Below are 26,212 nucleotides of genomic sequence, written 5' to 3' on the forward strand. Positions count from 1 at the left end.
GTGCTGATGCTCACTCAGATCGCGAACGAGGATTCCCGGCTTTCCTTCTGGCTGCGCGTGCGCGAGTTCGCCGTGCCGGCCTCCATGATCGAGACTGCGACCGCCCGCCGCCGTGTTGGGGACTGGGCCGGGGCTTGTGCCGCCGCAGGTATCGACGTCGATCTCGACCTTCGTGCCGTAGCGCGCGTCCACGGTCGTGCATTCGTTTCCCGGCTTCGGGCCGATCTCCGTCACCTGGCCCCTGACCTGCTGCGTTGGCACCTGCCGAGGGTTGCCCCCGACGGGTTGCTGCGGCCGGGGCTGACCGTCTCCCTCGCCCGGTACGACGTCGACATCGGCGTCTGCGGGCGGGACGACACCCGGTGGCCCGTGCACCTTGTGGTGCGGACGCCGCCCGCCTGGGCGGATGCCGGGCAGCGGTTCAGCCTCGCGCTGTGGGACGCGTCCGGCTCGGTGGCGGGTGACCGCCGGCATCCGCATCCGCGTCCCGACCGGCGGTTCCGTCTCGACCTGCACCGTCATCTGTGGGACGCGCGCAGAGCGGGTGAGCTGCGGGTCCGGTGCGGAGCCGATCGACCGCCGGGAGACGACCCGCCCGCCCTGGACTCCTCTGCCCCGGACCCGCCCGCGCGGGACACGGAACTGCCGGGGCACGGCTGTGCCGTGGACCGGTGGGTGGCCGAAGCGGGAATCGTGCTGCGGGCGGAGGGGCGGACCACCGGTCCCGTCCTGGTGCGCCTCGGGTCCGGGCGGCGGCTGGTCCTGGATCCGGCCGGGGGCCGCGAACTTCACGACGGGCGGCCCGTCCTGCGCAGGGCGACGGGCTGTGTCTCCGCGCTGCCGGTGCTGCCCGACGCGGCGACCTGGGTGCTGCCCGACCTGGAGCTGCTCCGTACGGGGGCGATCGAGGCCGAGCGGCTGCATCCGCTGGTCGCCTCGGCGCTCGTACCGGAGTACGCCGTACCGGAGTTCCGCGTACCGGACCAGCCCGTACCCGAGCACGCGGCGCCCGGTCCGGGCCTGGTGCCCGACCGGGCGGGACGGGCCCGGCTCGTGGAGTGCCGGGGAGCGACGCACCGGATCGGCCTGGTCGACGGGGTGCTGGCTCCGCTGGACCACGACCCGGCCGAGATCCGGCGCGAGGAGCTGCTGGCCGCGCTGACCGGCACTCCGCTGCCCTGCCTCCAGGCGATCGACCGGGCACACCGGCGCCCGGACTGTCTCGTCGGCGTGCGCGAACGCCTGGTCCACGGTGATGTCGCCGGTGCGCTGGCCGTCGTGGAGGGGCTGCTGGGCCCCGAGGCGGTCCTGCGCGACGGCGCTCTGCGGGACGAACTGGAGGCGGCCGCGCAACGGCGGATCACCTACGGGCTGTTCAGGGCAGGCCTGATCAGCCCCGGGCCCGGCCAGGATCGCCGCCGTCCCGGCCATATGCGCGCCCACCCACGCCACGGCATTCCTCGCTGATCCGGGACCTCCGTCCCCGCACCCCCTCCGCTCGCGTTCCTCTGTTCCTTCTCACCGTCGTCTCGCTCTTCTCTTCCTACGAACCCCAAAGGTGATCACTCATGCCCACACCCGTGCCCACGCATACCCTTTTCGCCCCTCCGGCACCTTCTGTTCCGACCCATTCCGTCCCGGCTTCCGCCTCCCAACTCGACGTGGCGGGCGAGCTGTTGGCCCTGTTGCGCGACTCCACCACCGAACCGCGCCCCGACAGCCAGCTGGAGGCCCTGACGCTGGCCGTGGCCGCCGACCTCCCCGTGCTGCTGTGGGGTGAGCCGGGGATCGGCAAGACAGCCGCGCTGACCCAGCTCGCGGAGGCGCTGGACCTGCCACTGACCACGGTGATCGCCAGCGTGCACGAGCCGTCCGACTTCTCCGGGCTGCCCATCGTCGGGGACGATCCGGCGGAACAGGGCGTCCCGATGGCTCCGCCGGACTGGGCGGTGCGCCTGGTCCGGGCCGGCCGGGGGCTGCTGTTCCTCGACGAGCTGTCCACCGCGCCGCCGGCCGTGCAGGCCGCCCTGCTCCGGCTCGTGCTGGAGCGCCGGATCGGCGCACTGACGCTGCCGCCCGGGGTGCGGATCGTGGCCGCCGCCAACCCGCGCGGCTCGGCCGCCGACGGCTGGGAACTGAGCCCGCCGCTGGCCAACCGGTTCGTCCACCTCCAGTGGACCCACGACCACGAGGTCGTCGTCCGCGGACTCGGCGGGACCTGGCCCCGGGCCACCCTGCCCCGGCTCGACCCGGCGAAGCTGCCGGAGGCCGTGGACTTCGCGCGTCGCGCGGTGTGCGGACTGCTCACCGCCCGCCCCAAGCTCGTGCACCGGCTGCCCAGCAGCGAAGCGCGCCGGGGCGGCGCCTGGCCGTCGCCGCGCAGCTGGGACATGACCCTGAGCCTGATCGCCTTCGCGACCGCGGCCGGCTCCTCCCGCGACGTACTCTCCCTGCTGGTCAGGGGCACGGTCGGCGACGGCCCGGGACTGGAGCTGCTGGCGAGCCTGGACCGGATGGACCTCCCCGACCCCGAGACACTGCTCGCCGACCCGGCGGGCGCCGACCTGCCCGAGCGGGGCGATCTGCGCCAGGCCGTGCTGGACGGTGTCGTGGCGGCGGTCCGTGCCCGTGCCGACAGGGCCCGCTGGGACGCGGCGTGGGCGCTCCTCGTACGGGCGTTGGAGACCGGCGCCCCGGATCTGGTGGTCGTCCCCGCGACGACGCTCGCCTCGCTGCGCCAGGAGGACTGGGACGTACCGGCGTCGATCGAGAAGCTGGCCGGAGTGGTCACCCTGTCCCGGCGGTCGGACCAGGCGGCGGCGCGCGCGGCGGCGCGGACCGCGGCCGTCGCGAAGGCGGGCCGATGAGCTCCGACGAGCCGCTGAGCCCCGACGAGCCGCAGAGTGTCACCGGCAGGCCCCGGGGCGCGGTGGAGCCGAGGGCCCTGGACCTCGACAAGCTCTTCGCCGCCCGGCTTCAGGCCGCCCGGGCCCGGCCCTACCTGGCGACTGCCCTGTTCGCCCTGCACCCCGTGGAGTCGCGGTGGGTGCCGACGATGGCCGTGGACCGGCACTGGCGGTGCTACGTCTCACCGGCGTTCGTGGACCGTATGCCGGTGGAGGAGCTGGCCGGGGTGTGGGTGCACGAGGTGTCGCACCTGCTGCGCGATCACCACGGGCGCAGTGAACGGGTCGCCCGGGAGCGGGGGCTGACCGGTGCCGGGGAGCGGCTGCGGATGAACATCGCCGCCGACTGCGAGATCAACGACGACGCGTTCGGGGACGGGCTGGTCACGCCCGAGGGCGCCGTCACGCCGGGCTCCCTCGGACTGCGGCCGGGCGAACTCATGGAGGACTACCTGCGCCAGTTCCGGCTGGGGCCGCACACCCAGAGCCTGGTCTGGCTGGACTGCGGCAGCGGCGCCGACGGACGGGAACGGGAGTGGGACCTCGGCCCGGACGGCGCGCACGGCCTGAGCGAACAGGAACGGGACGCCGTCCGCTTCCGCGTGGCACAGGGCATCGCCGGCCGCCGGGGGACCGCCCCGGCGGGGTGGCGGCGGTGGGCGGAGGAGGCCTTCCATCCGCCGCAGCCGTGGCGGGAGTTGCTGGGCGCGGCGGTCCGCTCGGCGGCTTCCGCCCCGGGTGCGGGGGAGGACTACTCCTACGGCCGTCCGTCCCGCCGCTCGGCGGGCGTCCCGGGCGCGGTCCTGCCGAGCCTGCGACGCAGACCGCCCCGGGTGAGCGTGGTCATCGACACCTCCGGATCGGTCAGCGACGCCGAACTGGGCAGCGCGATCCTGGAGGTCGCCGCGATCTCCCGGGCCGTGGGCGGCCGACGCGACCTGGTCACCGTGGTGCCGTGCGACGCGGCGGCCCGCATCGTGCACCCGCTGTGCCGGGGCGAGGGCATCCCCCTGATGGGCGGGGGCGGTACGGATCTGCGCGCGGGCTTCACCAAGGCGCTCCGCGCACGGCCCGGTCCCGATGTCATCGTCGCCCTGACCGACGGCCAGACCCCCTGGCCGAGCACCCGCCCGCCGTGCCGCACGGTGGTGGGCCTGTTCCCCCGCGGCTCGGCGTCGTACGACGAGGAAGACCCCGACCACGTACCGGACGAGCCGCCGGCCTGGGCCCGGGTGGTGGAGATCGGGTGACCGGGTGAGGGCGGTCTGTGGTGAATGTCGTGTGATCACGTTCACTTCGACCGGGGGAACGGTGTGAATATCTTGTGCTTCTGCTTGGAGATCCTTTAGAACTGGCCCACTCGTGATCGTTTGGGTGGGGGGAATCCGCGCGTTCGGCACGTCGGAGCAGCGGATGAGTGGAATGAAGCAAGTGAGCGAAGAGAGACCCGAGATGCCCGGAGTCCGTCCTCGTGGGGCGGCTGTCCTGCGGGCTGTCGTGGTAGTGGCCGGTCTGTGTGTGGTGGGATGTTCGGCCGCCGGGGGGACCGGTGCCGACGAGCCGGCGGACGGGGAGCGGTCGCCGGTGAGCTCGGTGTCCGCGCCGGTCGGTTCGTCGAGTGGTGTCGCGTCACCGAGCCCTGCTGCGAGTCGCTCGGTGACCGCGTCGTCGACGCCGTCGAAGACCTCGGCTCCGCGGGCGACGAAGGACTCGTCGGCGCAGGTGGGCGGCGGCTCCGGTAGGTCGGGTGGTTCCGGTACGACCGGGGGTGGGTCGGGCGGGTCGGGTTCTGCCGCGCAGAATCCCAACCGGGGCTCGAATCCTGCGCCCGCGCCGCCTCGTCCGTCGCCCACGCCGGAGTGGAGTTCCGAGGAATGGCAGCCCGGGGATCCGGTCGAGACCAGGCCTCTCGCCACGCCCGAGCAGGGCTGACACAGGTGTGCCGCCCGGCTAGGACTCCTCGCCCCCGGACAACCCCCGCAACACCACCCCGCACCGCCGCGCGTACGCCTGCTGCAAGCCTCGGGTCGCCGGACCGCCGGCCCTTGCGTACCACTTCGCGCCGCGGCTGAAGGCGGACACCGTCAGCCATACCGTGCCGTCTCCCGTGCGGTCGACGACGAAGGACTCCTCGCCGCATTCGGGGTGGCCGGGGAGGGTGCCGTACGCCCAGCCGGCCCGCCGGTGTTCGTCCACCGTCCAGACCACTCGGCAGGGGGCTTTTATGAGGCCGGCCAGGGTGACCGTGACGTCCACGTCGGGGGCCGCCCGTTCCGCGGTCGTGTCCATGCCCACGCCGAGGGTGCGGTGCATTTCCCAGGTCAGGACCGCTTCGGCGGCTCGGCGGAAGACCTCGTGGCCCTCGCCGAGGCGGGTGCGGACGTGGAGGGAGTGGAAGCCCGGAGGGCAGTGGCCGGGCCGGTCGCGCGTCGCGCCGACGTCGTCGTACGTGAAGTCCTTCGAAGACATGGGAGCCAAGAGTAAGGCGGTACCCGGGGATGCCTTCGTCCCGGGTACCGCCTCACGTCAACCACACACAGGTCAGGCGACGTTGACGGCCGTCCAGGCCGCCGCCACCGCCTTGTACTCGGTGCTGGTCGAGCCGTACAGCGCCGACGCCGCGCTCAGGGTCGCCGTGCGGGCGCCCGAGTAGGTGGTCGTCGAGGTCATGTAGGTCGTCAGCGCCTTGTACCAGATCTGGACGGCCTTGGCGCGTCCGATACCGGTGAGGGTGGAGCTGTTGTACGTCGGGGAGTTGTAGGCGACCCCGTTGATGGTCCGGCTGCCGCTGCCCTCGCTCAGCAGGAAGAAGAAGTGGTTCGCCGGGCCGGACGAGTAGTGCACGTCCAGGTTCTTCAGCGAGGACGACCAGTAGTTGGCCGAGCCGCCGTCCTTGCTCGGCTGGTCCATGTAGCGCAGCGGGGTGCCGTCGCCGTTGATGTTGATCTTCTCGCCGATGAGGTAGTCACCGACGTCGGAGGTGTTCGCCGCGTAGAACTCGACGGCGGTGCCGAAGATGTCGGAGGTCGCCTCGTTGAGGCCGCCGGACTCGCCCGAGTAGTTCAGGCCCGCCGTGTTCGAGGTGACGCCGTGGGTCATCTCGTGGCCGGCCACGTCCAGCGAGGTCAGCGGGTGGGTGTTGCTCGACCCGTCGCCGTAGGTCATGCAGAAGCAGCTGTCGTCCCAGAAGGCGTTGACGTACGCGTTGCCGTAGTGGACGCGGGAGTACGCGGCGACGCCGTTGTTCTTGATGCCGCTGCGGCCGAACGTCGACTTGTAGAAGTCCCACGTCGCCTGCGCGCCGTACGCGGCGTCGACGGCGGCCGTCTGGTCCGTGGTCGAGCTGGAGGCGGCGCCGGTGCCCCAGGTGTCGTCCGCGTCGGTGAACAGCGTGCCCGCCGAAGAGGTCGTGGCGTGCGCCTTGTTGTACGTCTTGTGGCCGCCGCGCGTGCTGTCCGTCAGGTTGTACGTCGAGCCCGAGAGGGTCGTGCCGAGGGTCACCGTGCCCGAGTAGAGGCTCTTGCCGGTGCCGGTCTCGATGCCCTGGTACTCGTACAGCTTCTTGCCGGTGGCCGCGTCGGTGATGACGTGCAGCTCGTTCGGGGTGCCGTCGTCCTGGAGACCGCCGACGACCGTCTCGTAGGCGAGGACCGGCTTGCTGCCGTTGCCGGCCCAGATCACCTTGCGGGGCGCGTCGCTGGCCTCGGTGCTGGCGGAGCCGGCGTCCTTGGCGAGGGTCAGGGCCTGCTTCTCGGCCTTGGCGGCGGTGACGACGGGGGTGAGCGAGGCGACCTTGATGGTGGTGTTCGTCGCCTTGGTGACGCCCTTGTTCGCGCCCGCGGCCGACTCGTGGACGACCAGGTCGCCGCCGAGGACCGGCAGACCCGCGTAGGTCCGCTCGTAGCGCGTGTGGACCGTGCCGTCCGCGTCCTTCACGACGTCGCGCACGACCAGCTTCTCCTGAACGCCCAGGCCTATCTCCTGCGCGGTCTCGGGCGCGTCGGCCTGCTTGTCCTGGATCAGGGCGGTGCGGGCGGCCGGGGCCAGCGCGGTGGGCACGGCGAGGGGCGTCGCACCGGTGGCGTCCGCCGGGGTCTGGGCGGCGGCGGTACCGGCGGTCAGGCCGGTGGTGACCAGGGCTCCGGCCGCCACGGCGGTGGCGATGGCCAGAGTGGTGCGCTTGTGACGCGCGTAGAGGGAGGTCACACAAGCTCCTTGGATGTGGGGGTGCCCGGGCAGCGTGGGGTGGCTGTCCGTGACTGCTGTGAAGTTGTGCGGCGGGTGACAGGAAGACTGGCATCAAGGCGCGTACATGTCAGGACCCCGAAGTGATGTTGGCTGAAAATCAACTGTCTGGTGAACATTGCCGGAATGTAAACGGACTTGACCTGGGTCAAAGGCCAACAGGGCGTAGGTAAGGCGCTGGCAAAAAGGGGGCGCCGCCCCAGGGGAGTCGAAACTCCCGGGGCGGCGTCCTGTGCGCTGTCTCTCGGTCGGCTGTGTACGACCCCTGCGGGGCCTGTGGCCTACAGGAAGGTCAGTTTCCAGCTGTTGATGTAGCCGGTGTCCTGGGCCGCGTTGTCCTGGACCCGCAACTTCCAGACCCCGTTGGCGACCTCGGAGGAGGCGTTCACGGTGTACGTGGTGTTGATGTTGTCCGTGCTGCCGCCGGTGCCGTACGCCTTCAGTGTGTAGGCCGTGCCGTCGGGGGCGAGCAACTGCACCTGGAGGTCACCGATGTAGGTGTGGACGATGTTGACCGCCACCGCGAGGTTCGAGGGCGCGTTGCCGGTCCGGCCGGAGACGGTGACCGAGGACGTGACCGCCGCCCCGTTGTCCGGAATCGATACGTCGGCGGTGTTCTCGAAGGAGGTGCCGCCACCGCCGCCCCCGCCGTCGGAACGGGCGCCGACCGCGACGCCGGCCCACGCGTCCTGCACCGCCTTGTACTCGGTCGAGGTCGTGCCGTACAGCTCACCGGCCGCCGCCAGCGTGCCGGTGCGGGCCGCCGCGTAGTTGGTGGTCGTGGTGAACTTCGTGGTCAGCGCGCGGAACCAGATCTTCTCCGCCTTGTCGCGGCCGATGCCGGTGACCGGAAGGCCGTCCGCGGTCGCGGAGTTGTAGCTGACGCCGTTGATGACCTTGGCGCCGCTGCCCTCCGACAGGAGGTAGAAGAAGTGGTTCGCCGGGCCGGACGAGTAGTGGACGTCGACCGATCCGATCCCCGAGTACCAACTGTCCTTCGACGCACCGTCCTTGCTCGGCTTGTCCATGTAACGCAGCGGCGAGCCGTCGCCGTTGATGTCGATCTCCTCGCCGATGAGGTAGTCACCGACGTCGGAGGCGTTCTGCGCGTAGAACTCGACCGAGGTGCCGAAGATGTCCGAGGTCGCCTCGTTGAGGCCGCCGGACTCACCGCTGTAGTTGAGGCCCGCGGTGTTGGCGGTGACGCCGTGCGTCATCTCGTGGCCGGCCACGTCGATCGCGGTGAGCGGGTGGGTGTTGCCCGAGCCGTCGCCGTACGTCATGCAGAAGCAGCTGTCCTGCCAGAACGCGTTGACGTAGTTGTTGCCGTAGTGGACCCGGGAGTACGCGCCGACGCCGTCGCCCCTGATGCCGGAGCGGCCGTGCACGTTCTTGTAGTAGTCCCAGGTCAGGGCAGCGCCGTAGTGCGCGTCGGCGGCCGCGGTCTCCAGGTTCGACGCGGCGCCGGTGCCCCAGACGTCGTCGGAGCCCGAGAAGAGCGTGCCGGTGCCGGAGGTGCCCCGGTTGAGGTTGTACGTCTTGTGGCCGCCGCGCGCCCCGTCGGTCAGGTTGTACGTCGACCCCGACTGCGTGGTGCCGAGGGTCACCTGGCCGCTGTACATGGTGTTGCCGGTGCCGGTCTCGACGCCCTGGTACTCGTACAGCTTCGCGCCGGTGGTGGCGTCGGTGATGACGTGCAGCTCGTTCGGGGTGCCGTCCTCCTGGAGGCCGCCGACGACCGTCTCGTACGCCAGGACCGGGGTGCCGTTCGCCGCCCAGATCACCTTGCGCGGCGCGCGGTTCGTGTCCGCCTGCTCGGCGCCGGCGGCCGTGGCGAGGCTCAGCGCCTGCTTCTCCGCCTTGGCCGCGCTGAGGGTGGGCGAGAGCGAGGCGACCTTGATGGCCGTCCGGGTGGCCTTGGTGACGCCCTCGGTGGCGCCGGACTTCGCGGTCTCGACGACCAGGTCGCCGCCGAGCACCGGCAGACCGCCGTAGGTGCGCTCGTAGCGGGTGTGCAGGGTGCCGTCGGCGTCCTTGACGACGTCACGGACGACGAGCGCCTCCTTGGCGCCGAGTCCCAACTCCTTGGCGGTGGCCGCCTTGTCGGCGTCCGCGTCGCGTATCAGCGTGGCGCGCTGGGCGGGGGTGAGGCGCACCGACTCGGCGCCCGGGTTGGCCTGGCCGGCCGCCTGCGGTGCCTTCACCGGGGCGGCGGTCGCGGCGCCGGACTGCACGGCGGCGGCGATGAGCGCGGAGACGCCGACGAGGGCGACGGCCGCGGCACGACGGGAGGTGCTGTGGGGGGTGCGTCTGCGAGAGGGACTGCTGCTCAACACTGACTCCTTCTGCGCGGCCACGGGTCACGCGGCCAGGGGAGACCCGACGGCGGGTGAGCCGTGCGGGCACGACAAAGGCGGTACGCAGAACAAAGGCGGTACGTGGAGCGGGCTTAGCTGTGGGGTTGCTGTGAACCAGCAGTGGGAAGAGTGGCAGGGGATTGCGCTATCTGTCAGGAGCGCGTCAGGAAGTTGGCCGGAAACGGTTCGTTGTCCGGTAATTCATGTTCGATATGCGGTCGATTGGTCGGCAGGACATGTCGAGTCGTCCGCAGGACCTGTGGTCAGGCGAACCCGAGCACGAGCCCGGCCCCGAGCTCGTGCCGCCGCCGGATGACCCCGCGCGGACGAAGGGGCCAGGTTCTGCTCCTGGCGCGCCGCGCGCGCTGCGGGACACCGCGAGCAGCGCGGCGGCGATCGCCACCAGTGCTCCCGCTGGGCCCGTTTCCGGAGCGGGGCGAACAGCGGATCAGGATTCGGTCCGCTCACCGTGCCAGGTCCGCCAGAGTGCCGCGTACGCGCCGTCCGCCGTCACCAGCGCCTCGTGTGTGCCGAGTTCGGTGAGACGGCCGTCCTGCATCACGGCGACCCGGTCCGCGTCGTGCGCGGTGTGCAGGCGGTGGGCGATGGCGATGACGGTCCGGCCCCGGAGCACGGCGGCCAGGGCCCGCTCGGTGTGCCGGGCGGTCGCCGGATCCAGCAGCGCCGTCGCCTCGTCCAGGATCAGCGTGTGCGGATCGGCCAGCACCACCCGGGCCAGGGCGAGTTGCTGGGCCTGCGAGCCGTCCGTACGGGTACCGCCCCCGCCGAGCCCGGCGTCGAGGCCGCCGGGCAGCTCCCGGACCCAGTCGGCGGCGCCGACCGTGGCCAGCGCCGCCCACAACTGTGCGTCGCTCGCGGCCGGTTCGGCGATCAGCAGGTTGTCGCGGACCGTACCGAGGAAGACATGGTGCTCCTGGGTGACCAGCACCACCTGTCGGCGCAGCGTCTCCGGCGCCAGCTCCGCGACCGGCACCCCGCCCACCGTCACCGTGCCCGTGCTCGGCGCGTCCACGCCCGCGAGCAGCCTGCTCAGCGTGGTCTTGCCCGCGCCCGACGGGCCGACGACCGCGAGCCGCTCCCCGGGCCGCACCGTCAGGTCGACCCCGCGCAGCACCTCGCCGCCGCGCTCGTAGGCGTACCGCACGCCCGTCACGTCGATCCGGTCGTCCGCCGGAGTGCGCGCCCCGCCGTCCGGCTCGGCGCGCGGCGCCCGGGCCAGGCCTTCCACCCGGGCGAACGAGGCGCCGCTGCTCTGGAGTTGTTCGACGCGCACCAGGATCTGGTCCAGCGGTTCGGTGAACTGCCGCAGATACAGCGCGGCCGCCACCACCGCGCCCAGGCTCATCGCGCCCCGCGCGTGCAGCGCGCCACCCAGCAGCAGCACGCCCGCCACCGGCAGCGAGTACGACACCTCGATCACCGGGAAGAACACCGTGCGCAGGTAGAGGGTCCGGAAGCGGGTGCGGCGCGAGATCTCCAGCGCGTCCTGGGCGGCCGCGGTCCGCCGCTCCTGGAGCTGGAACGCCTCGACCGTGCGCGCCCCGGACGCGGTGGCGGCGACGATCTCGGCGACCTCGGAGGTGGCCGCGCCCTCGGCGAGGTAGGCCGCGCGCGCCCGCCGCAGATACCAGCGCAGCGCGAACCAGATCGGGGTCAGTCCCAGCACTCCGATCGCCCCGAGCAGCGGGTCGATCACGAACACCGCGCCGAGCGTGAACAGCGCCTGGACCGTGCAGACCAGCAGCTCGGGCCCGGCGTCCCGCAGGGTCGTGCCCACGGCCGCCACGTCGGCGGTGCCGCGCGTGGTCAGATCGCCGGTGCCGGCCCGCTCCACCACCGACGCGGGCAGTGCGAGCGCCCGCCCGACGAACTCCTCCCGCACCCGTGCCAGCGTCCGCTCGCCGAAGCGGTGTCCCGCGTACCGGGCCCAGCGGGCCAGCAGCAGCTGCGCGAGCGCGCAGGCCAGGATCGCCGCCGCCAGCCGGTCCACGGCCCCGGCGCCGTGCCCGGCCCGCACCTCGTCGATGATCCGCCCCAGCAGCCACGGCCCGGCCAGCCCGGCCCCGGCGGCCAGCACGTTCAGGGCGAGGGCGCCGGTGAAGGCCCGCCGGTCGGCCCGCAACAGCCGGGCCGCCGCCCGGCGCACGTCACCGGGCTCGGCGACCGGCAGCCGTCCCGAGCCCCCGTCGATCACCGTCACCGCGCAACCTCCTCGGCACCGGCACCGGCACCGGCACCCGTGTCCGAATCCGTGCCCGTGTCCCCACTCATATCGTCACCCGTGTTCCTGTCCGGGTCCGGGTCCGGAACGGTGTCGTCGGTGTCTCGTGCCACCAAGGCCCGGTATCCCGGCTCCCGCTCCAGCAGGTCGTGGTGGTGGCCGGTTGCCGTCACCTTTCCGTCGACCAGGTAGTGGACGGTGTCCGCCTGGGCGAGGAGCAGCGGGGAGGTGGTGGTCACCACCGTGGTCCGGCCCGTCCGTGCCGCGCGCAGCCGCTGGGCGACCGCCGCCTCCGTGTGCGCGTCGAGCGCCGAGGTCGGCTCGACGGCCAGCAGTGTCCCGGGGTCGGCGAGCAACGCCCGCACCAGCCGGACCCGTTGCCGCTGGCCCCCGGAAAGGCTGCGGCCCTGTGCGGTCACGGCTGACTCGAGTCCTTCCGGCAGGCCCTGCACGATGTCGTCCGCGGCCGCCGCCCACACCGCCCGCCCGACGTCCGCCGACGAGGCCGTACGCCGTCCGCCCACCACCTCGCGCAGACTCCCGGCGAACAGGTCGGCCTCGTTGTCGGCGACCAGGATCCGGTCCCTGACCTGGTCCAGGGGGACGGCGTCCAGCCGTACCCCGCCCCAGTTGGCTTCCGTGGGGCCGTACCGGCCGAGCCGGTCCACGACGGCGGTCACTTCCGCGTGCCGCGCGCCGACCAGCGCGGTCAGCCGGCCCGGTGCCACCCGTACACCCGAGACGGGGTCGTGCAGCACCGACGGCTCGATCGGCGCGTCGGCGACACCGGTGGCGGTGCCGGTGCCGGTGTCGGGGGCCGGTTCCAGCCGCAGCAGCCGTACGACGCGCCGGGCGGCCACCACGGCCCGGCTGAGCTGGTAGCCCATGTCGACGAGGAACGCCACCGGGCCGATCAGGACCGCGACATAGCCGTACACAGACACCAACTCGCCGACCGTCATGTCCCCCTGGGCGGCGAGCCGGGCCGCCAGCCAGGTCACCACGGCCAGGAACAGCGTCGGCAGGCCCATCCCGAGCGCCTGCATCCAGCTGGTGACCGCGCCGACCCGGTAGCCCTGCGCCCGCAGCCGCTGCGAGTCGCGGTCGAAGGAGGCCGCGAACAGCTCCTTGCCGCCGAGCCCGTTGAGCACCCGCAGCCCGCCCGCGAGATCGCCGATCCGCGCGGTGAGCACTCCCTGCCGCTCCCGGTACTCGGCCTCCGTGCCCTGCAACCGTGACATCAGCGGTCCGACCAGCACCGCGACCACCGGCATCCCCAGCAGCACGACCGCCGCCAGCAGCGGCGACACCGACAGCAGCAGCCCGGCGACGAAGACATAGACGACGACCGAGCCGACACCCGGCCCGATCACCGTCAGCGCGCCCGCGATCGTGTGCACGTCGCTCACCCCGATGGTGACGACCTCCGCGGCCCCCACCTGGCGCGGCAGCTCGGCGCCGAGCCGTGTCGTGTGCCTCACGACGACCTTGGTGGTGCGGAAGTACGCGTCCATGCGCACCCGGGTCATCGTGCGGTGCCGCATGATGCTCACCCAGGCGTTGAGCGCGCCCACCGCGAACAGGGCCGCCGTCCAGCCGGCCAGCGCCGCCGTGTCACCGGGTTCGAGACCGTCGTCCACCGCCTTCGACAGCAGGTACGGCGCCACCGCCAGCAGCACCATCCAGACGCTGGCCAGCACCGCCCCGGCCAGCGCCCGCCAGGGCTGGCAGCGCACCAGCCACGCCAGGTACGCCCAGCCGCCGCGGCGGTCGGGCGTGCCGGGATCCTCGTACGCGTCGATCATCCACTCGTCCTTCCGGCCCCCGTCGTCCCCCTGGATGCTTACGCCAAGCTGTCCCGCCAGGCCCGGTGCAGGTCCGCGAACCGGCCGGTGCCCGCGATCAGTCCGGCCGGGGTGCCGTCCTCGATGATCCGCCCGTGCTCCATGACCAGGACCCGGTCGGCGATCTCCACGGTCGACAGCCGGTGTGCGATCACCACCGCCGTACGGCCCTTCAGCACCGTCGCCATCGCCGCCTGCACGGCCCGCTCGCCCGGGATGTCGAGCGAACTGGTCGCCTCGTCGAGGATCAGTACCGCCGGGTCGGCGAGCAACGCCCGCGCGAACGCGACGAGTTGCCGCTGCCCGGCGGAGATACGGCCACCGCGCTTGCGTACGTCGGTGTCGTAGCCGTCGGGCAGGGCGCTGATGAACTCGTGCGCGCCGATCGCCTTCGCCGCCCGCTCGATCTCCTCCCGGCTCGCGTCCGGCCGTCCGATGGCGATGTTCTCGGCGACCGTGCCGGAGAACAGGAACGCCTCCTGCGTCACCATGACCACCCCGCGCCGCAGTTCGGGCACGGCCAGCTCGCGCAGCTCGACCCCGTCCAGCAGCACCCGCCCCTCGGACGGGTCGTAGAAGCGGGCGAGCAGCTTGGCCAGCGTGGACTTGCCCGCGCCGGTCGAGCCGACCACGGCGACGGTCTGCCCGGCGGGCAGGGTCAGGTCGAAGCGGGGGAGGATCTCGCCCCCCGTGCGGTAGCCGAAGGAGACCCCGTCGAAGACGACCTCCCGGCCGGGCAGTTCACTCGCCGGCGGCGGGAGTTCCCGCGGCGCCTGCGGCTCGGGCACGGACGGCGTCTGCGCGAGCAGCCCCGCGATCTTCTCCAGCGAGGCGGCCGCCGACTGGTAGGAGTTGAGGAACATGGCGAGCCGGTCTATCGGGTCGTACAGCCGCCGCAGATACAGCACGGCCGCCGCCAGCACCCCCAGCTCCAGCGAGCCGTCGGTCACCCGGGTGGCGCCCCACAGCACGATCACCGCGACCGCCGCGTTGGCGACCAGCCGCGATCCGGTGACGTACCGGGCCATCTCCAGGAGCGCGTTGCCGTTGATCCGTTCGTGCCGCCGGTTCAGGACGCGGAAGTCGGCGTCGTTGACGGGCTCGCGGCGGAACGCGCGCACCGGCCGGATGCCGTTCATCGTCTCCACGAACTTCACGATCACGGCCGCGATCGCCGTGGAGCGGGCCCGGAACACCTCCCCGGCGCGCCGCTGGTAGATCCGGACGAGGAGGTACAGCGGTACGAAGGAGGCCACCGCCACGGCCCCGAGGCCGAGGTCCAGCCAGAGCAGCATCGCCGAGATGTAGAGGAAGGAGAGGATCACCGTCACGAGTTCCTGGAGGCCCTCGCTGAGGAGCTCGCGCAGCGACTCCACGTCCGTGGTGGAGCGGGAGATCAGCCGGCCCGAGGTGTAGCGCTCGTGGAAGTCGAGGCTCAGCGCCTGCGCGTGCCGGAAGATCCGGCCGCGCAGATCGAGCAGCGCGTCCTGGTTGACGCGGGCGGAGGCGATCAGGAACGCGTACTGGAGTCCGCCGGAGACCAGCGCGCACAGCAGATAGCCGACGCCCACCGCGACCAGCGGCCCGTGGTCGTCGGCCCGGAACGCCGGTACGGCGCGGTCGATGGCGTACGCCACCAGCAGCGGGCCGGCCTGCACGGCCGCCTGCTGGAGCAGCAGCAGGAGCGAGGTGAAGGCGACCCGCGCCCTCATGGGCTCGAGCAGGGAACGCAGCAGCGCGCCCGTGGCGCCGGGCGGGGTGGGCAGGACGTCCTTGTCGAAGGGGTCGTCGGCGGCGGTCCGCGGAGGGACCTCGGGGTCGTCGTCGGTGACGGGGGAAGCGGTGGTGGGGGCGGTCATCGGCGGTCGGCCTCCTGTTCACCGAACTGGGTTCCGAACTGAGTTCCGGACGGCTCTCCGGACATGAGGTGGGCGTACTCGGTGTTGCTGCGCAGCAGTTCCTGATGGGTGCCCACGGCGGTGACGCGCCCGTCGGACAGCAGGGCGACACGGTCGGCGAGGAGCACGGTGGACGGGCGGTGCGCCACGATCAGCGCGGTGGTGTCGGCGAGGACCTGCCGCAGCGCGGCCTCCACGGCGGCCTCGGTGTGCACGTCCAGCGCGGACAGCGGGTCGTCCAGGACGAGGAACCGGGGCTGCCCGACGACGGCTCTGGCCAGCGCGAGGCGCTGCCGCTGCCCACCGGAGAGACTGAGCCCCTGCTCGCCGACCTGGGTCTCGACGCCCTGCGGCAACGCGTGCGCGAAGTCGGCCTGCGCCACGCCCAGCGCCCGCTCCAGCTCGACGGCGCCCGCACCGTCCGCCGCCCCCATGAGGACGTTCTCCCCGACGCTCGCGGAGAACAGGGTCGGCTCCTCGAAGGCGACGGCGACCCGCGAGCGCAACTCCTCGCGGGACATCGCGGTGATGTCCTCGCCGTCGAGCGTGATGCGGCCGGCGGTCACCTCGTGCAGCCGGGGGACGAGGGCCGTGAGCGTGGTCTTCCCGCTGCCGGTCGCCCCGACCAGCGCCATGGACTCGCCGGGCCGGATGTGCAGGTCGACGCCGTCGAGGGTGGGCGGGGAGTCGGGGGAGGCGTCGGGATAGCGGAAGGTGACGCCGTCGAACCGCAGACCGCCGTCGGACGCGGCGGCCCGCCCGCCGTGGCCGTCGGGCTCCTCGGGCGCCTCGTCCATCACCTCGAAGTAGCGCTCCGTCGCCGTCGCCGCCTCCTGGCTCATCGCCAGCAGGAAACCGATCGAGTCCACCGGCCAGCGCAGCGCGAGCGCCGTGGACAGGAAGGCGACCAGGGTGCCCGCGGACAGCTCGCCGTCCGCCACCTGCACCACGCCGAGCACCAGCGCCGCCCCGATCGCCACCTCCGGGAGCGTCACGATGACGGCCCAGATCGTGGCCAGCAGCCGCGCCTTGTGCAACTCCGTGCCGCGCAGCGTCGACGACAGCTCCCGGAAGGCCAGCGCCTGGCTCCGGTGCCGCCCGAAGCCCTTGATGATCCTGATCCCGAGGACGCTCTCCTCGACCACCGTCGTCAGGTCCCCGGCCTGGTCCTGGGAGCGCCGCGCCACGACCGCGTACCGGTTCTCGAAGTACACGCACACCACGACGACGGGGATGGCCGGCCCGAGGATGACCAGCCCGAGCGTCCAGTCCTGGAGCAGCATGATGACCACTCCGAAGAGGATCGTCACCGAGTTGACAAGCAGGAACGTCAGCGGGAAGGCGAGGAACATGCGCAGCAGCCCCAGATCGGACGTCGCCCGGGACAGCAACTGCCCCGAGGCCCACCGGTCGTGGAACGCCACCGGCAGCCGCTGGAGCCGCCCGTAGAGATCCGCCCGCATCTCCGCCTCGACATGTGACAGCGGACGCGCCACCAGCCAGCGCCGCAGCCCGAACAGCAGCGCCTCCGCGACCCCGAGCAGCAGCAGGCAGAGCGCGCCCAGCCAGACCCCGGCCGTGTCCCGGTCGGCCACGGGGCCGTCCACCATCCATTTCAGGACGAGCGGAATGACCAGACCCGTACAGGAGGCGAGCACGGCGACGAAGGCGGCCGCGAACAGCCGTATCCGCACGGGACGGACGTACGGCCACAGGCGCAGCAGGGAGCGTACGGCGGAGCGGTCCTGGGAAGCGGTTGCTGGTGTCCTGGGCATCACCGCGAGCCTACGGACCGGCACTGACAACGCCCACCGAGTTTTGGCCCGACCGGGCTCGGCCGCTGGTCCTACGACCTGCGTGTTCGAGGGGTCGTACCGGCGCATCCACCGATCGGCTGATGCCCGTTCGAGCGAGCCGGCCGATGTGCGGACCCGGGGCCGCCCGCGACGCTGGTGCCATGCCCGTCATCGAAGTCACCGACCTGCGCAAGTCCTACGACGGCCGTACGGTCGTCGACGGCGTCTCCTTCACCGTGGAGGAGACCGTGGAGGAGGGCGACATGCGGGTACGGCCGCCGCGGCGTACGGCGTCCGGGTCGAAGCCCCGGCCGTCGTCGCGGATGTCGAGGATGACCCATCTCACCCATCTGTACGCCAAGTTGGCCGTCAACGACCGCGCGGCGGCGGTGGCCGTGGCGTACGAACGGGGGATCCTGGGCGGGGCGGGTACCTGAGCGGGGCGGGTACCTGAGCGGGCAGGGACATGCCGATCCGTCGAGTCCCCGGCCGCCCAGGGGCCGCCCTCTCCGGGTCGCCGCTCAGTCGGTGTACGGCAGCAGCCCAGCCGCGGTCCGCTCCCAGGCCGCCTTCAGCTCGGCGAGCAACTCGGGCCTGTCCGGGGCGAGATCGGCCTGTTCACGGGAGTCGGCGGCCAGGTTGTAGAGATGGTCGGTCTTCGTGGCGTCCTGGTAGTACTTCCAGTCCCCGCGCCGCAGCGCCCGGTTGGCCCGGACCCGCCAGAACAGGTCGTGCTCCGGGAGCCGTTCGCCGCGCAGCAGATATCCTGCGAGGCTCGTGCCGTCCAGCGGGTACGCCGGATCGGGGCGGGCACCCGCCACCTCCAGCAGGGTCGCCGTCCAGTCGGGGGAGACGTTCGGTTCGTGGCTGACCTGGTGGCCGTCGATGCGGGCGGGCCAGCGGACGATCGTCGGGACCCGGATCCCGCCCTCCAGCAGGACGAACTTCTGGCCGCTGAGGGGCCAGTTGTAGGAGTAGCGCTCACCGCCGTTGTCGCTGGCGAACAGCACCAGCGTGTTCTCCTCCTGGCCGGAGCGGCGCAGCGCGGTGAGGACCTCGCCGACCGCCGCGTCCAGGCTCTCCACCATCTGCGCGTACTTCTCGACCGAGCCGCCGTCGTAGTGGTTGAGGGCCCTGCTGACCTCGGCCTGGGTCTTCGCGGCCCGGATCTTCGCCGCGATCTCGGCGCCCGTCTCGGCGTCGTCCTCCGCGAGCCAGGGCCAGTGCGGGGTGGTGAAGTTGAGGTTCAGCAGCCACGGCCTGTCGTGGTCCCGGCCGACGTACTCGACCGCCCGCTCGGTGAGGACCTCGGTGTAGTAGCGCAGGTCCTTGTACTCGGCGTCGCCTTCGTAGAGGTCGTAGTCGCCGAGCTGGCCGAGCTTGGAGAAGTACTCCAGTACGCCCCCGTGGTTGCCGAAGAACTCGTCCCAGCCCGACTTGGTGGGGCTGTAGTCCGGCAGCCAGCCGCAGTGCCACTTGCCGATCAGCGCGGTCGAGTAGCCCGCCTTCTTCAGCAGGGAGGCCAGGGTGGGGTGGTTCGGGTCCAGGCCCTGCGTCCTGTTGGCGATCGGCTCGGCCAGCCCGCCCTTCGTACGGCCCGGGTACCGCCCGGTGTACAGGCTGAACCGGGTGGGGGAGCAGGTCGCCGACCCCGAGTACGCGTCGGTGAAGCGCACCCCCTGCCGGGCCAGCCGGTCCAGGTTCGGCGTCCTGATGTGCGGGGCGCCGTAGGAGGACAGGTCGGCCCAGCCGAGGTCGTCACCGAGGATGACCAGGATGTTGGGGCGCCTGCCGGAGGCGGCGGGGCGGGCCTTGAACGGGCGTTCGGCGGGCACGGCCTCGGCTGCGGTGGCCGTACCGGCGACGGCGGTCACGGCACCGCCACCGACTAGACCACCGAAGGTACGACGGGATATCTCAGGCATGCCCTTCAGTTGATCAGCGGGCTCCGCGTCCTGGCCAGGAATCCGGCGTGGAGTTCACGGTCCTGAAACGTTGTCTCAGCCGACCACCTTCAGCCCACCACCCTCAGCAACAGCACGGCCCGCGCCGGCACCGTGATCGCGGCCCCCGCCGGGTGTGTCACCCCCGGCGCCTCCCCCTGCTCCTCGCTCGACGTGTCGACGACCACCTCGTACCGCTCCGCCCACGGCGGCCCCGGCAGCACGAAGCTCACCGGCCGGTCCCCGGCGTGCAGGACGGCGAGGAAGCTGTCGTCGGTGATCGGGGTGCCCCGCTCGTCCCGGCCGGGAATGTCCCGTCCGGACAGATACATCCCGAGGGTCGCCGCGGGCGCGTACCAGTCCCCCTCGGTCATCTCCGTGCCCCGCTCGGTGAACCAGGCGAGGTCCCGCAGCCCGTCCGCCGAGTGCGCCCGCCCGGAGAAGAAGGCGCGGCGGCGGAGCACCGGGTGACGGTGGCGCAGCGCGATCAGCCGCGAGGTGAGGTCGAACAGGGCCCGCCACCCCGGCTCGTCGAGCAGCCCCCAGTCCACCCAGCTGATCTCGTTGTCCTGGCAGTAGGCGTTGTTGTTGCCCCGCTGGGTGCGCCCCAGCTCGTCGCCCGCGACCAGCATCGGCACGCCCGTCGACAGCAGCAGCGTCGTGAGCAGGTTCCGCAGCTGCCTCCGCCGCAGCGCCAGTACCCGCTCGTCGGCCGTCTCGCCCTCGGTGCCGCCGTTCCAGGAGCGGTTGTCGTTCGTGCCGTCCCGGTTGCCCTCGCCGTTGGCCTCGTTGTGCTTGCGGTCGTACGACACCAGGTCGCGCAGGGTGAAACCGTCGTGCGCGGTCACGAAGTTGACCGACGCGTAGGGCCGGCGTCCGCCCCACGCGTACAGGTCGCTCGACCCCGACAGCCGGTAGCCCATCTCCCGCACGTCCGGCAGCGCGTGCCGCCAGAAGTCCCGCACGGTGTCGCGGTAGCGGTCGTTCCACTCCGTCCACAGGGGCGGGAAGGCGCCCACCTGGTAGCCGCCCGATCCCACGTCCCAGGGCTCGGCGATCAGCTTCACCCGGCGCAGCACCGGGTCCTGCGCGATCACCGCGAGGAACGGCGACAGCATGTCGACGTCGTGCATGGAGCGGGCCAGCGCCGCCGCCAGGTCGAAGCGGAAGCCGTCGACGCCCATCTCCGTCACCCAGTAGCGCAGCGAGTCGGTGATCAGCCTCAGCACATGCGGCTGGACCACGTGCAGGGTGTTCCCGCAGCCCGTGTAGTCGGCGTACCTGCGCGCGTCCGACTGCACCCGGTAGTAGCCCCGGTTGTCGATGCCCTTCAGCGACAGCGTCGGCCCCAGCTCGCCGGCCTCCGCCGTGTGGTTGTAGACGACGTCGAGGATCACCTCGATGCCGGCCGCGTGCAGGGCGCGCACCATCCGCTTGAACTCGCCGACCTGCCCGCCCGTCGTCCCGGCGGAGGCGTACGCGGCATGCGGGGCGAAGTAGCCGATGGAGTTGTAGCCCCAGTAGTTCTTCAGCCCCCTGCGCAGCAGATGGTCCTCGTGCGCGAACTGGTGGACCGGCAGCAGCTCCACCGCCGTGACGCCCAGCTTCACCAGGTGCTCCACGGCCGCCGGGTGCGCCAGACCTGCGTACGTGCCGCGCAGCTCCTCCGGTATCCCCGGGTGCAGCCGCGTGAAGCCGCGCACATGCAGCTCGTAGATCACCGAGTCCGCCCAGGGCGTCTTCGGACGGCGGTCGTCGGCCCAGTCGTCGTCATCGTGCACGACGACGCCCTTGGGGACGTGCGGCGCCGAGTCCCGTTCGTCGCGCACGGTGTCGGCGACCTGCTGCTGGGGCCAGTCACGGACATGCCCGTAGACCTCGGGCGGCAGGCTGAACTCGCCGTCCACCGCCCGGGCGTACGGGTCCAGGAGCAGCTTCGCCGGGTTCCAGCGGCCGCCGGTCCAGGGGTCCCAGCGGCCGTGCACCCGGTAGCCGTAGCGCTGGCCCGGCATGATCCCCGGCACGAAGCCGTGCCAGATCTCGTGCGTGAGCTCGGTGAGCCGGGCGCGGGTCTCCCGGCCGGCCTCGTCGAACAGACACAGTTCGACCGACTCCGCCCCACCCGCCCACAGCGCGAAGTTGGTGCCCGCGACTCCGTCCGGGCCGACCCGGAACCGGGCGCCCAGTGGTGTGGACGCGCCCGGCCACACGGGTGGACCCGGCACCTTGCGCGACGCACCGTTCATGACGGTGTCCGGCGTGGCGCGCTCCGCCACCGCCTCCTGCTCGGCTGCGCTGGACACCGTTCAGCCTCCCGCGGCTCATGGAACGACGTGGGAAAAGAGCGCGCGGTGTCCCGGCCGCGGCTCCCCGTCGCGTCGTCCTCCCCCCATTTCTGCCCAGAGCGGCCCTCGCACTCACGTTTCCCCGGGGCGTGCCCGGTCGTTGGGCACCATGTGAGGCACGTACAAGGGCGCGCACGGCGCGCGGGGGTCGCACTGGCCGCCGTACTGACATGGGCAGGACTACTGGCCGGGGCCGCCGGTTGCACCGGCGAGGACAGCCGGAGCGGACTCGAACGGGTGCTCGGCAAACCCCCGGCCCCCGAGGACGTCATCCGCGTCACCCCGGAGGACGGAACGAAGGGAGTACGGCCCGAGGAGCGGCTGTTGGTGCGGGTGCCGGGCGGGCGGCTGGAGTCCGTGAAGGTCGTCAGATCGCAGGACGCCCAGGAGACCCCGGTCCCGGGCAGGATCGCCGCGGACGGATCGAGCTGGCGGCCGGACGACGACCGGCTCGGGCTCGCCGCCCGCTACACCGTCGACGCCGTCGCCCTGGACGGCGACGGGAACCGCTCGGCCCGGCACACCACTTTCACCACCTACGTCCCCGAAGAGCGCTTCATCGGCTATGTCACCCCGGAGAACCGCTCCACCGTGGGCACCGGGATGATCGTCTCGCTGGAGTTCAACCGGGAGATCGACAACCGCGCCGCGGTCCAGCGCGCCGTCCGGGTCACGGCCGAACCGGCGGTGGACATCCGGCCGCACTGGTTCGGTGACACCCGGCTCGACTTCCGGCCCGAGGAGTACTGGGCGCCCGGCACCCGGGTCACCGTCACGCTCGGGCTGCGGGACGTCGAGGGGGCGCCCGGTGTCTACGGGCTCCAGGACAAGTCGTTCTCCTTCACCGTCGGCCGCAGCCAGGTGTCCCTGGTGGACGCGGCGAAACACACGATGCAGGTGCGACGCGACGACGAACTGCTGGCCACCGTGCCGATCACGGCCGGGGCGCCGAAGAACACCACCTACAACGGGAAGATGGTGGTGACCGAGATGCTCGAGCTGACCCGGATGAACGGCGCCACGGTCGGCTTCAAGAAGGCGAACGGCAAGGGCGAGTACGACATTCCGGACGTCCCGCACGCCATGCGGCTGACGAGTTCCGGCACCTTCCTGCACGGCAACTACTGGGCGGAGGACGTCTTCGGCCGGGTCAACGTGAGCCATGGCTGCGTGGGCCTCAGGGATGTCAAGGGCGGCGCCTCGGACACGCCCGCGGGCTGGTTCTTCGACCGCTCGCTCGTCGGTGACGTCATCGAGGTCGTGCACAGCAAGGACAAGCAGGTCGCCCCGGACAACGGGCTCGGCGGCTGGAACATGACCTGGAAGGAGTGGATCGCCGGCGGCGCCCTGAAATGACCTGGCCCCCCGGTGCAACCTTCCCCGCGTTCCCACAGTCCTAGTTGGGACTGAACGGTGACAATCTTGGCCCGTCCAGGCCGTTGACCTTGTGGTTAATATGCGGCGAACGCGGGGGACGCGTCGCGGTGCGGGCCCGGGGAGGGCCCGGGGGAGTGGGGAGAACGACTTTGAACGTGCGACCGATATCGGGGGCGTCGGTTGGAGGGCGCTCACGCGGCCGCGACAAGCGGTTGGCGCTGATCGTCGGCGGGCTGCTGCTGGCCGTCACGGCCTGCGGCGGGGGCGGGGACTCGGACTCCGGGTCCGCGAAGGACGCGGGCTCCGAAGGCAAGGGCGCTTCGGCCACCGCCGAGAGCAAGCAGTCCGAGGCGGTCGTGACCATCGCCCCGAAGACCGGCGCCAAGGATGTCGACACCAGCGGCGCCCTGAAGGTGACGGCGGCCAAGGGCAAGCTGACCGAGGTCGTCGTCAAGGACGACAAGGGCACGGCGGTCACCGGCGCGATCTCCGCGGACGGCGTCGGCTGGACGCCGGCCACGCACCTCGCCGGGGCCACCAAGTACCAGGTGCACGCCGTCGCGAAGGACTCCGAGGGCCGTACGGCCGCCGAGGACTCGTCCTTCACCACGCTGAGCCCGCAGAACACCTTCACCGGCAACTTCACGCCCGAGGACGGTTCCACGGTCGGCGTCGGCATGCCGTTCTCGGTGCGCTTCACCCGGGGCATCACCCACCCGGACGACGTGGAGAAGGCCATCTCCATCACGACCGTGCCGGCCGTCGACGTGCAGGGCCACTGGTTCGGCAACGACCGTCTCGACTTCCGTCCCGAGAAGTACTGGAAGGCCGGCACCAAGGTCACCGTGAAGCTGAACCTCGACGGCGTCGAGGGCCGCAAGGGCGTCTACGGCAAGCAGGCCAAGACCGTCTCCTTCACCATCGGCCGCGATCAGGTGTCCGTCGTGGACGCCAAGAAGCACACGATGAAGGTCACGCAGGAGGGCAAGGTCGTCAAGACCATTCCGGTCACCACCGGCAAGCCCGGCTACGCCACCTGGAACGGCCAGATGGTCATGAGCGAGAAGTTCACCGTGACCCGGATGAACGGCGACACGGTCGGCTATGACGGCGAGTACGACATCAAGGATGTCCCGCACGCCATCCGCCTGACCGACTCCGGCACCTTCGTGCACGGCAACTACTGGGGCGGCGACGCCTTCGGCAACTACAACGCCAGCCACGGCTGCATCGGCCTGCGGGACGTGCGCGGCGGCTACGACAGCGGCGTGCCGGCCGCGTGGTTCTTCAACCACTCGATGGTCGGCGACGTGGTGGTCGTGAAGAACTCCACCGACCCGACGGTCAACCCGGCCAACGGCCTCAACGGCTGGAACATCCCGTGGGCGGAGTGGACGAAGTAGCACCCGCTCGATGACTCCACGAAGGGCCCGGCGCCACGACACACGGCACCGGGCCCTTCGTCGTCTCCGCCCCCCGATGTGACCGACCGCACCGGCCCGCTCGCCGTTGGTCCCCGTGCTGTGTCTGCCTGGGGGACAACCCCCGGACCCCCGGCCCGATGTGACCGACCGCACCGGCCCGCTCGCCGTTAGTCCCCGTGCTGTGTCTGCCTGGGGGACAACCCCCGGACCCCCGGCCCGATGTGACCGACCGCACCGGCCCGCTCGCCGTTAGTCCCCGTTAACCTGCTGGCATGACCGTGAATCTCGAAGTCGCCGACGGCGTCGGCACGCTGCGTCTCGACCGTCCGCCCATGAACGCGCTGGACGTGGCCACCCAGGACCGGCTCAAGGAGCTCGCCGAGGAGGCGACCCGGCGTGACGACGTACGCGCGGTCGTCGTGTACGGCGGGGAGAAGGTGTTCGCGGCGGGCGCGGACATCAAGGAGATGCAGGAGATGGACCACACCGCGATGATCCTGCGGGCCCGCGCCCTCCAGGACTGCTTCACGGCCGTGGCCCGCATCCCCAAGCCGGTCGTCGCGGCGGTGACCGGCTACGCGCTGGGCGGCGGCTGCGAGCTCGCGCTGTGCGCGGACTTCAGGATCGCCGGGGACAACGCCAAGCTGGGCCAGCCGGAGATCCTGCTCGGGCTGATCCCCGGCGCCGGCGGCACCCAGCGCCTCTCCCGGCTGGTCGGCCCCTCCAAGGCGAAGGACCTGATCTTCACGGGCCGGATGGTGAAGGCGGACGAGGCGCTGACCCTGGGCCTGGTGGACCGGGTCGTCCCGGCCGCCGACGTGTACACGGAGGCGCACCGCTGGGCCGCGAAGCTGGCGCAGGGTCCGGCGATCGCGCTGCGCGCCGCGAAGGAGTCGATCGACACCGGTCTGGAGACCGACATCGAGACGGGTCTGGCGGTCGAACGGAACTGGTTCGCGGGTCTGTTCGCGACCGCCGACCGCGAGATCGGCATGCGCAGCTTCGTCGAGGAAGGCCCGGGCAAGGCCAAGTTCCTGTGAGAGAGGTCTCCTTCAAACTCCCCGGAATCACTTGCAATTGACGGGGCGTCTCATCCGGGTCCCTCGATGGGGCGGTTTATGGGAACCTTAAGGCGACCTTAAGCCTGCCTTGTCGAGCGACCCCGCCGAGCGCCTCCCGGCGCGTTGTCGCCGCAGGTCAGTCCCGGTTTGTGGGGCTTTGAACTGTCCCTGGCATATGCCGATCGACCTATCCGGAACGGCAGATTCCGGGGGGCGTATTCCGCCGGAACGGCCCCGGAGGGGGCTCCGGGCGGCCATGATGGGGGCATGGCGGGGCTGGAGGGCATCGAACAGCCGCGGGGACCGGGCCGTGCGACCGCGGCGCGCTGGTCGCCTGCGGTCGAGGACGAACGGGCGTTGAAGGCGCTGGAGTTGTTCGGCAACCCGACGGAGGGCGAGGTTCCGCTGCCGTCCCGCCCCGAGTCCGCCGCCACGGCCCGACGGCTGGCCCAGATCGTCGTACTGCGTCAGTGGGGACTGACCCCCAAGATGACCGAGGACGCGGTCCTCCTCGTCTCCGAACTCGTCGGCAACGCCGTACGGCACACCGGTGCCCGGGTCTTCGGCCTCCGGATGCGGCGTCGGCGCGGCTGGATCCGGGTCGAGGTCCGCGATCCCTCCCGGGGGCTGCCCTGTCTGATGCCGGTCCAGGAACTGGACATCAGCGGACGGGGGCTGTTCCTCGTCGACAAACTCTCCGACCGCTGGGGCGTGGATCTGCTGCCCCGGGGCAAGACGACGTGGTTCGAGATGCGGGTCGCCGACCGCTAGGGC

General features: G+C 71.8%; 16 protein-coding genes and 1 pseudogene. 8 read left to right on the forward strand and 9 right to left on the reverse strand.

From position 1 onward, the window contains the following. Positions 1–6 precede the first annotated feature (6 nt). From G9272_RS30845 to G9272_RS30855, 3 genes are all read left to right on the forward strand, one after another. Positions 7–1,467, forward strand: a complete 1,461-nt coding sequence (locus G9272_RS30845) for a hypothetical protein (RefSeq protein WP_171399534.1) — start codon at positions 7–9, stop codon at positions 1,465–1,467. Between the two features lie 101 nt (positions 1,468–1,568). Then, positions 1,569–2,867, forward strand: a complete 1,299-nt coding sequence (locus tag G9272_RS30850) for an AAA family ATPase (protein WP_253267992.1) — start codon at positions 1,569–1,571, stop codon at positions 2,865–2,867. After that, the gene (locus G9272_RS30855; RefSeq protein ID WP_253267993.1) at positions 2,864–4,156 is read left to right on the forward strand and encodes a vWA domain-containing protein; all 1,293 of its coding nucleotides are present in this window, start codon (positions 2,864–2,866) and stop codon (positions 4,154–4,156) included. The genes G9272_RS30850 and G9272_RS30855 overlap by 4 nt, the downstream gene beginning before the upstream one ends. Before the next feature lie 700 nt (positions 4,157–4,856). On the opposite strand, the gene G9272_RS30860 is transcribed toward G9272_RS30855, so the two are convergent. The 7 genes from G9272_RS30860 to G9272_RS30890 form a co-directional block, all read right to left on the reverse strand. Then, complete coding sequence (locus tag G9272_RS30860; RefSeq protein ID WP_171399535.1) at positions 4,857–5,375, reverse strand: DUF1990 domain-containing protein; 519 nt, start codon at positions 5,373–5,375, stop codon at positions 4,857–4,859. Between the two features lie 72 nt (positions 5,376–5,447). After that, complete coding sequence (locus G9272_RS30865; protein ID WP_171399536.1) at positions 5,448–7,112, reverse strand: M4 family metallopeptidase; 1,665 nt, start codon at positions 7,110–7,112, stop codon at positions 5,448–5,450. A gap of 320 nt (positions 7,113–7,432) precedes the next feature. Further along, entirely contained in the window at positions 7,433–9,487 is a 2,055-nt protein-coding gene (locus G9272_RS30870) for a M4 family metallopeptidase (RefSeq protein WP_437184321.1), read from the reverse strand. Between the two features lie 469 nt (positions 9,488–9,956). Then, positions 9,957–11,729, reverse strand: a complete 1,773-nt coding sequence (locus G9272_RS30875; protein ID WP_171399538.1) for an ABC transporter ATP-binding protein — start codon at positions 11,727–11,729, stop codon at positions 9,957–9,959. Further along, a complete protein-coding gene (locus G9272_RS30880) occupies positions 11,726–13,555 on the reverse strand; it encodes an ABC transporter transmembrane domain-containing protein (RefSeq protein WP_171399539.1) in 1,830 nt (609 codons plus the stop codon). The genes G9272_RS30875 and G9272_RS30880 overlap by 4 nt, the downstream gene beginning before the upstream one ends. Before the next feature lie 38 nt (positions 13,556–13,593). Continuing rightward, positions 13,594–15,453 carry an ABC transporter ATP-binding protein gene (locus G9272_RS30885; protein ID WP_171399540.1) on the reverse strand — a complete coding sequence of 620 codons (1,860 nt, stop codon included), beginning with the start codon at positions 15,451–15,453 and terminating at the stop codon, positions 13,594–13,596. Then, the gene (locus G9272_RS30890) at positions 15,450–17,267 is read right to left on the reverse strand and encodes an ABC transporter ATP-binding protein (RefSeq protein WP_171399541.1); all 1,818 of its coding nucleotides are present in this window, start codon (positions 17,265–17,267) and stop codon (positions 15,450–15,452) included. Before G9272_RS30890 ends, G9272_RS30885 begins: the two co-directional genes overlap by 4 nt. 356 nt (positions 17,268–17,623) lie before the next feature. Here G9272_RS30890 and G9272_RS30895 point away from each other — a divergent pair. Then, positions 17,624–17,725 (forward strand): annotated as a pseudogene (locus G9272_RS30895) (DNA-binding response regulator); the annotation flags it as partial. Between the two features lie 84 nt (positions 17,726–17,809). Here the strand turns inward: G9272_RS30895 and G9272_RS30900 are convergent. Both G9272_RS30900 and glgX read right to left on the reverse strand, forming a co-directional pair. Then, positions 17,810–19,213: a sulfatase-like hydrolase/transferase gene (locus tag G9272_RS30900; protein WP_171399542.1), complete on the reverse strand. Its 1,404-nt coding sequence runs from the start codon at positions 19,211–19,213 to the stop codon at positions 17,810–17,812. A gap of 89 nt (positions 19,214–19,302) precedes the next feature. Next, on the reverse strand, positions 19,303–21,534 hold the full coding sequence (gene glgX / locus G9272_RS30905) for a glycogen debranching protein GlgX (RefSeq protein ID WP_171399543.1): 2,232 nt from the start codon (positions 21,532–21,534) through the stop codon (positions 19,303–19,305). 153 nt (positions 21,535–21,687) lie between these two features. On the opposite strand from glgX, the gene G9272_RS30910 reads away from it, so the two are divergent. The 4 genes from G9272_RS30910 (at position 21,688) to G9272_RS30925 (ending at position 26,209) form a co-directional block, all read left to right on the forward strand. Continuing rightward, a complete protein-coding gene (locus tag G9272_RS30910; protein ID WP_171399544.1) occupies positions 21,688–22,932 on the forward strand; it encodes a L,D-transpeptidase in 1,245 nt (414 codons plus the stop codon). Positions 22,933–23,102: 170 nt separating this feature from the next. Further along, on the forward strand, positions 23,103–24,356 hold the full coding sequence (locus tag G9272_RS30915) for a L,D-transpeptidase (protein WP_437184322.1): 1,254 nt from the start codon (positions 23,103–23,105) through the stop codon (positions 24,354–24,356). A gap of 293 nt (positions 24,357–24,649) precedes the next feature. Further along, positions 24,650–25,417, forward strand: a complete 768-nt coding sequence (locus G9272_RS30920; protein ID WP_171399545.1) for an enoyl-CoA hydratase/isomerase family protein — start codon at positions 24,650–24,652, stop codon at positions 25,415–25,417. A 288-nt stretch (positions 25,418–25,705) separates the two neighbouring features. Further along, the gene (locus G9272_RS30925) at positions 25,706–26,209 is read left to right on the forward strand and encodes an ATP-binding protein (protein WP_171399546.1); all 504 of its coding nucleotides are present in this window, start codon (positions 25,706–25,708) and stop codon (positions 26,207–26,209) included. Positions 26,210–26,212 lie beyond the last annotated feature (3 nt).

It is taken from the genome of Streptomyces asoensis, assembly GCF_013085465.1.
Classification (GTDB): domain Bacteria; phylum Actinomycetota; class Actinomycetes; order Streptomycetales; family Streptomycetaceae; genus Streptomyces; species Streptomyces cacaoi_A.